Genomic DNA, 7208 nt, shown 5'->3' with positions numbered 1-7208 from the left:
CGAGTCAACAACGTCATGACCTCTTACAGCCAGCAGCACCATCGGCGGTACCGCCGCCACACACGCGGCGAGCACGCTGGGCACGTCGGCGTCGGCCGCGACGACGGCGTGGATCGCGTTCGCCGTCACCGACACCAGCGCACCGGCCGCGAGCAGCAGCCACGGGTACCAAGCCGACCGCTGGCTCGCGAGGGCGACGACAGCGACCGTCGCGACGACGATGATCCCGTCGACGATGAGCGGCCACGCCCAGGCCTGCCCGGCATCCACGCCCGAGCGGCGAGCGAGGTCCGCGAGGGCGGTGAACGAGAGCCAGAACGCGCCGGCCGCGATGAACACCGTCCCGGCCAAGGCCGTCACGACCGCGACCCCGCCGCCCCGCGTCCGTACCGCGGTACTCATAAGAGCACCTGCCCCGTGAGCCGCACCGGCCGTTGCGGCGCATCGCCCTGCCCGACGACGGATGCGGGCCGGGCGTGCGCGACGCGGTACGCAGAACGGATCGTGGTCTCGACCTCTCGCGGCGCAAGGCCGACTCGTTCGCCGGCCGGGGCAAGCGCGTCGACCATCTCCGGCAGCGACATGCCTGCCTCCGCGAGACGGCACGATGCCCAGAACAGGCCGCGGTTGCGCTCGCCCTCGGCGCGCATCCCGACCCACGCGGCCAGCCGTGTGGCATCTTCCGACCGGATCGGGCCGCGTACCTGGTGCGGGGCAGGCTCCGGGCGCGGGTCGAGGAAGTCCCGCAGCCGAGCCGCATCGACCGGTGCGGGCGCACGGTCGGCACCGGCGACGAACTCGTAGGAGCCGGCGCCTGTCACGGCCGAGGGCGGGACGATGATGTAGCCGCCGTCGCCGCGGAAGTCCACATGCGCCTTCGCCGCCTGCCACGACCGCTGCGGCCGGTCCGGGTCGGATGGGAAGTAGAAGTGCGCCCCGCCCGACGCCGACCTGACCGCGGCCAGCCATCCCGGCACCAGGCCGGCACGGCGGGAGCGCTCGAACGCCGCGAACCCGTCACCGCCGGGCTTGCGATCCACATCGACGACCACGACCCCGGAGACAGCGCCGGTCGGGATGCCAATGTTCGCGGACGGCCACCGCCGCCACCACGCCGCCACCTGACGGGCATCGATGGTTGCCGCGTGGAACCCGCCGGGCTGCGCTTCCGGGTTCTCCTCATCGGGCTTCAACAGCGGGTTCTTCGCGCCCGGCACGCACGGCAACACAGGCACCCCAGCAGCCGCGAGCAGCGCGGCGGCCTGTGGCAATGGAAGGGTCGACACCGAGGAGAGGACGCTGGCGACGCTCATCACAGGCTCCTCACCGCGACGTCCGCAGGACGCGACGAACGCGCCGACTCGCCCGGCACCGACTGGGGTGCGATCCGCTTAGAGCCAGCCACACGCGAAGTCCCAGTCGACTCACGGGACAGGCCGGGCGGGTCGCCCGTGCCGACCTGAACGGTGGGTAGCGCGTCGAGAATCGTCACGGCGACCTTGCGGACACGCTCGCCGGTGGCCTGCACAACCTCGGCCGGGTCCTTGTCCTTGACCGTGCCCGCCCAGCCCGAAACATACGGGATCGTGTAGGCGGTGGTGTCCATGCCATGCGCGGCGCCGATCATCAGCGCCACGGACTCGGCCTCGACCTCGCCGACGCCTCGATGCCCGGTCGCATCCGGGCTGTCGGGGCCGTGCAGCATCACATGCGCGAGCTCGTGCGCGAGGGTCTTCACCTGCGCGGCGTCGTCCATGTTCGTCCGCACCGCGACCGTGCGCGCCTGGAAGTCGGTCAGGCCGTTCGCGCCGTGGATCATCCCCTCGTGCTCGACCCGCAGCACCGCGAAGCCCTCGGCCGCCACCAGTGCCGATAGCCCTTCCCATAAGCCGTCCGGTGCCTGGCCTTCCATCAGCGTCGGCGCCGGGCGTTCAGGGATCGGCGGGCCGTCGGTCATCGAGACGTCCCAGACACGCACCGGAATCGCGCGGACCATCTTCGACCGGACCGTTTCTCCGGGCTTCGGCTTCTCGTACCTGTCCAGGCGGCGCCATGATCCGGGGTTCTGCGGTGTCGAGGACGCGAACCGCGCCATCAGCGGGGCGAAGATCTGCATCGACCCGCCTGCCAGCGGAGAGCGACCCAGCGCCTTCCATTGCTTGTAACCGGCCACGAAGGTCGGCTCTGGCGCGCTTGTGCGACCTGCCTCGTAGAGATCGAGATGTTGAGCCCAGATCAGCAGCGTGTTGTTGAACGACTTCGCCCGGAACCGGGCCGCGAACTCCAGCGCACGCTTCCAGTCCTCACCCGAGACGAGCTGATCGACTGCAGCCGTTAGCCGCTCATGGAGCTGTTGGAGCCGCGCATCCCGCGCTGCTCGCGCCTCCTCGTCCGTCGCCATCAATGACCTCCTCCCGGCGAGGCCAACGGCACAAGCCGTTGACCCTTGCGACCATGAGGTGCGCCGGGCGGATCAGGAAGAAGAGAGACGGACAACGGACTGGGCCTGTGGCCGTCAGGCTCCGCGATGAACCCGACGTATTTGACGTGTTCTACACGGCAGTCCAAGACCTGTCGACGTCGCCGGCGAAACGTGGGACACGCGTCGAGTGGAGCGGTTCATACGACGAGTCCGCAGAGGTTACCGGCTGGTGTCGTTGACAGCGATAGCGTGGCTTTGTCGATCCTCAGGAACCGTATGTGGTGTGCGCCGGTACTGTGTCGGCGTGATGCCGTAGCGACGGAGAAACCAGTGGGATGCTACGCGCGGATCGCTCCACCCGACTTCGCTTGCGGCACGCATTACGGAAATGTCGGTTTCTTCGATGAGCCGCGCGAATTCGGTGAGCCGGAGTTCAGTGAGTAGACGCATTGGTGCGGCGCCGGCGTACTGTACGAACATGCGGGTGAGGTGGGTCCGTGAGAGGGAGAGTTCGCGTGAGAGCGCTCCAACGGTCCACGGCTCTGCGATGCGCCCGCGAAGCAACCGGATTGCCTGACCGACGTAGCCAATAGATCCGGTGTCGGTCAGTCGTCCATTGATGGGTGTCCACGGTGTCGTGAGGGTGTCCGGCGCTTCGTCCAGAAAAGTCGGCAGTATCAGCCTCATCCATCGTGCGAGAAGCTCGAGAGTGTGAGTCGCGACGACTTCGGGCGAGTGGGTCCCGCTGCGCAGTACGCTCATCTGTCGCCATATCGGCTCGACATGCCGCAGCACAGCGATACCTGGCGCAAGGACGATTGCGCGGCCGTCCCACTCGAGGGGGTGTACTCCTGCGATCACTCGTTCTGCGTCAGGGAGGAACCATGCCATCTGGGTGCGCCAGAACTGCTCGTCGGCGTAGATGGCCCAGATGCGTACGGACGGGGATGGGCGCACGCGGCACCATTTGCCGGTGCCGAGGGCAAGAGACATGCCAGGACGCAGGACGTGCATGCTCTCAGCAGTCTCTAGGGCGCAGGAGCCCTCAACGACGTTGAGTATCTTCGCGTGCCGGAACACGGTACGGCTTGACGGGACCGTACGCACCATCTCTATGGCCGCGATATCTCCTGGTGCCCGAACCGCTGCGTAGGGGCGCGTGAACCTGAGGGGCGCAGCGGGTGGCAAGTCATGTGCGGCCTCGAACGCGTCCTCTGGCGTAGCGGCCACGCTGCGCACGGCACACCGTCAGCTCAGCTTGCCTTCCGAGTCGCGTGGTCGCACGCGATGTTCGCTGAGGATCGAGATCCGATTGAACATGTTGATGGCCGCGGCGACCCACTCCGCGGCCGCGAACTCCGCCTCGGAGAGGGTGCTTCGGGCCTGCGCGAGCTCGACATTCACGGCGGCGTCGAGGGGGAGCCGGGTGGCTGCTTCAGCGATCGCGAGCAAGGCGCGCTCTCGATCGCTGAACAGTGGCGACTCGCGCCAGGCGGCCAAGATGTCGAGTAGTTGCTGATTGACGCCTGCGCGCCTTGCCTGCCGCGAATGCAGATCGAGGCAGAAGACGCATCCGTTCAACTGCGACGCCCGAACCTTGATCAACTCGCTCTCGGCGGGAGTGAGTCCGCGTTGCGATGCGGCTTCAGACACAGCGGTCGCGAACGCAGACGCGGCTTCCCATGCTTCTGGGACGGCCTTGTCCATGTAGGGGCGTGCTCCATGCAAGGTGGACATCAGCGATCATCCTTGGCCGAGCCGCCATCGGAGTCGAGGTCCTTCCTGACCTCGTCCATGTCGAGTCCTCTGACGTTCTCTACCACTTCGGCTAGGGCAGTGGGCGGTAGGGCGCCGGCCTGGCTGAAGACGAGCAACCCCTGGCGGAAGGCGAGCAGAGTGGGAATCGCGGTGATTTGGGCCGCCGCAGTGATGCGCTGCTCCGACTCCGTGTCGAGCTTCGCGTGGACGATGTCGGGATTGTCTTGCGACGACTTCTCGAAGACCGGCGCAAACTGATGGCATGGTGCGCACCAGTCCGCCCAGAAGTCGACGAGAACGATGTCGTTCTGATTGATCGTGACCTCGAAGTTGTCCTCGGTCAGTTCGACGGTTGCCATGTGGGTTCTCCTCTTGTGCGTATGACGATCAGTGGTGGTGTCCGTGGGGGTTGCCAGGGAACCGCGTGTCGACGACATCCGCATACTCCGGATGAGCGCGGATGTACGCGGCGGCGAAGGGGCACGAGACCGTCGCGGTCTTCTTGTCCTCGCGGAGACTGTTGAGGACGCCTCCAAGGAGTCGCGCCGCGACTCCCTTTCCGCGGAACTCGGGGAACACGGACGTCGCGAGCAGAAGCACCCGGTCGCCGGTTCTGCTGTAGAGCAGGCCGGCGGCGAGCTTGCCGTTCACGGTCGCTTCGTACAGCTCGGACTCGACGTTCTCAGTGATGACGAAGTCTTCGACTGCGTCCGAGGATGCAGCCGGGAGGTCAGTGTCGGCGTCGGTCGCGGTCAAGCCGATCATTCCGTCGGGATGTTTCATGTGTCTCCTATCGCGAGATCTCGGTCAGCGGCCCGGTAGTACCCAGTCGGGTCGGATGAAATGGCACGAGTATCCATTGGGGTGCTTCTGCAGGTAGTCCTGGTGTTCGGGTTCGGCCTCCCAGAACGGGCCGGCTTCGCCCACCTCTGTCACGACTTTTCCTGGCCAGCGGCCGGAAGCGTTGATCGCTTCGATCACGTGGAAGGCGACCTTCCTCTGTCCCTCGGTCGTCGTGAAGATCGCTGATCGGTAACTGCGCCCGATGTCGTTTCCCTGACGGTTCCGAGTGGTGGGATCGTGAATCTGAAAGAAGAACTCCAGCAGTATCTGGAATCGGATGATCGAGGGGTCATAGATCACTTCGAGGGCTTCTGCGTGATCCCCGTGATCCCGGTAGGTTGCGTTGGGGGTGTCGTCGTCGCCGGAGTATCCGACGCGGGTGCTCACGACGCCCGGGAGTGAGCGGAAGAGCTCCTGGGCTCCCCAGAAGCAGCCGCTGGCGAGGATCACTCTCGAGGTCGGCATCGTCTTCTCTCTCTTCACGGCGGGCAGCACGCCCCTTCGGGTCACGATACGGAGCCGGGTGCTGTCCAGGTGGCCTGGCTGTGCAGCGTAATGTCTGCGACCTGCGGCGTTCGGAAGCGGAGCGGGCGGTTGCAGGGAGAAGACAGCTCTCTGCAGGGGCAGGCCACACAGGGCAGAGAAGCGGATCTACCGTCGGAGGAGGCGTCGGAACTCCGGCAAGCCAGCGAACCGTGCCCTACGGTGAGGAGAGATCGTGATATCAGAGCAGATCGATTTCGAGAATGTGCGCTTTGACCCGGATCTCTCTGACTTCCACGAACTTGCGAAGCAGATGGCTGCGGGGTTCGGGTACACGGCGAAGTTGTCGATCGGTGATCGCCTCGCTGCCCTTCTCCGATTGCGGGTTGCTCAGATCAATCCGTGCTCGTACTGCCTGATCCTGCACACGCGTATCGCCGTGGAAGTAGGAATCGGCGCGGCGATGGTGGCGCACCTGGCGAGTTGGCGGCAGAGCACGATGTTCTCCGGTTCCGAAGCACTCGCACTGGCGTACTGCGAAGCGCTGACACGTTACGAGCACGAGCACTTCGATGAGATGCATCAAGGGCTGACGGTGTTCTTCGATGAGCGTGAGATCGCGGAGATCGCAGCCGTCGTCATCAACATGAACGTGTGGACGAGGCTGAAGCTCGCACAAGGCTCCGTGCCGGTGGTATCGCCCGGTGGTGAAGAGTCTGCTCGCGACGCCGAGAGACCAGGCGTCAGGGGAAAGAAAGGGAACCCATCATGACTGACGGATCGTTCAGTGGGCAGGACATCGAGTTCGATCTGCTTCCGCCGGATGAGAGCCTGGACTCGGATCTTCTCGGCGAAGACTCCGATGACGACGGCCCGGGATACTCTCCACCGGAGCGGCGGTCATCCGAACTGTCGTGGGGATTCACTGCACGCGAAGCACGTGCCCGGGAGCCGCTGGCGGCTCGCTTGGCGCGTGAGGTGCCGGAGTACGAACCCGAAGAGCCGATGGGCGACGGGATCGGCGACATCATCGGCACGGACGGCGAGATCCTTGACGACCAGGTCGGATCGGTACGCGCTGGACGGCTGATCTGGACCGAACCCGGCAACCCAGACCCATCCTCCGACTTCTGGGCCTCCGACATCGGCATCGACAACGGTGCCGCCTCCGCCGAAGAAGCGGCTATCCATGTCGTCATCGACGAGGGCGACTATGACCGGCAATAGTCTGGAATCAGACCGGGGAAGCCCGGAAGACCGGCGGAGGCTGTAATGATGCAGCAGACATGGGACTCGCGCAGCATCGATCCACGTGACCGCGTGGAGACGATCCGCACGATGCTCTGCGAGAACCTCGTCCAGACGGACCTGACTCTCGACCCGCAGGGCCGCGAGGCGCATGTGAACGTGTCCTACCAAGACATCGGGCAGCTGAGAGCGTTGTCCGTCAAGACGGTGCCCTCGCTGGCTGCCCTCGCTATGCGTCCCCAGCGGATGATCATGTCGGACGACGACGAGTCATTGTTCGTGGTCTTCCAGCGCGGCAACCGGTCGATGCTGCGCCGTGGCGATGACCAGACCGTGATGACCCCGGGCAGCATCGTCGTTTACCCGAGCACGAGCCCCTACGTCCACGCCTTCGACGAAGGAGTCATCGGGGACTTCTTCCGACTGCCGTTGGGTGTGGTGGGGTTGACGGCGG

At 65.6% G+C, this 7208-nt stretch carries 11 protein-coding genes; 3 read left to right on the top strand and 8 right to left on the bottom strand.

All coding sequences use genetic code 11. The features are described from left to right. The 8 genes from HMPREF3105_RS03710 to msrA all read right to left on the bottom strand — a co-directional run. The coding region (locus HMPREF3105_RS03710) for a DUF2637 domain-containing protein (RefSeq protein ID WP_141762421.1) at positions 1–402 on the bottom strand (402 nt) is incomplete at its 3' end. Beyond that, positions 399–1313 carry a bifunctional DNA primase/polymerase gene (locus tag HMPREF3105_RS03705; RefSeq protein ID WP_020627596.1) on the bottom strand — a complete coding sequence of 305 codons (915 nt, stop codon included), beginning with the start codon at positions 1311–1313 and terminating at the stop codon, positions 399–401. The genes HMPREF3105_RS03710 and HMPREF3105_RS03705, both read right to left, overlap by 4 nt. Next, positions 1313–2401 carry an ImmA/IrrE family metallo-endopeptidase gene (locus HMPREF3105_RS03700; protein WP_070708795.1) on the bottom strand — a complete coding sequence of 363 codons (1089 nt, stop codon included), beginning with the start codon at positions 2399–2401 and terminating at the stop codon, positions 1313–1315. Before HMPREF3105_RS03700 ends, HMPREF3105_RS03705 begins: the two co-directional genes overlap by 1 nt. A gap of 240 nt (positions 2402–2641) precedes the next feature. After that, the gene (locus HMPREF3105_RS12605) at positions 2642–3415 is read right to left on the bottom strand and encodes an AraC family transcriptional regulator (protein WP_168167988.1); all 774 of its coding nucleotides are present in this window, start codon (positions 3413–3415) and stop codon (positions 2642–2644) included. 255 nt (positions 3416–3670) lie between these two features. After that, entirely contained in the window at positions 3671–4159 is a 489-nt protein-coding gene (locus HMPREF3105_RS03695; protein WP_020627594.1) for a carboxymuconolactone decarboxylase family protein, read from the bottom strand. After that, positions 4159–4539 carry a thioredoxin gene (trxA, locus tag HMPREF3105_RS03690; RefSeq protein ID WP_020627593.1) on the bottom strand — a complete coding sequence of 127 codons (381 nt, stop codon included), beginning with the start codon at positions 4537–4539 and terminating at the stop codon, positions 4159–4161. Before trxA ends, HMPREF3105_RS03695 begins: the two co-directional genes overlap by 1 nt. A gap of 28 nt (positions 4540–4567) precedes the next feature. After that, positions 4568–4963 (bottom strand): GNAT family N-acetyltransferase, encoded by a 396-nt coding sequence (locus tag HMPREF3105_RS03685; protein WP_083325287.1) that lies wholly within the window; start codon positions 4961–4963, stop codon positions 4568–4570. A 24-nt stretch (positions 4964–4987) separates the two neighbouring features. Beyond that, entirely contained in the window at positions 4988–5488 is a 501-nt protein-coding gene (gene msrA / locus HMPREF3105_RS03680) for a peptide-methionine (S)-S-oxide reductase MsrA (RefSeq protein ID WP_043281847.1), read from the bottom strand. Positions 5489–5741: 253 nt separating this feature from the next. Here msrA and HMPREF3105_RS03675 point away from each other — a divergent pair, with 253 nt between their 5' ends. From HMPREF3105_RS03675 to HMPREF3105_RS03665, 3 genes are all read left to right on the top strand, one after another. Further along, the gene (locus tag HMPREF3105_RS03675; protein ID WP_020627590.1) at positions 5742–6278 is read left to right on the top strand and encodes a carboxymuconolactone decarboxylase family protein; all 537 of its coding nucleotides are present in this window, start codon (positions 5742–5744) and stop codon (positions 6276–6278) included. Further along, complete coding sequence (locus HMPREF3105_RS03670) at positions 6275–6733, top strand: DUF5709 domain-containing protein (RefSeq protein ID WP_020627589.1); 459 nt, start codon at positions 6275–6277, stop codon at positions 6731–6733. The genes HMPREF3105_RS03675 and HMPREF3105_RS03670 overlap by 4 nt, the downstream gene beginning before the upstream one ends. A gap of 45 nt (positions 6734–6778) precedes the next feature. Continuing rightward, the coding region (locus HMPREF3105_RS03665; protein ID WP_210401423.1) for a helix-turn-helix domain-containing protein at positions 6779–7208 on the top strand (430 nt) is incomplete at its 3' end.

Source organism: Micrococcus sp. HMSC31B01, assembly GCF_001816085.1.
Classification (GTDB): Bacteria; Actinomycetota; Actinomycetes; order Actinomycetales; family Micrococcaceae; genus Micrococcus; species Micrococcus luteus.
This window is presented reverse-complemented; position numbering and strand designations above follow the sequence as displayed.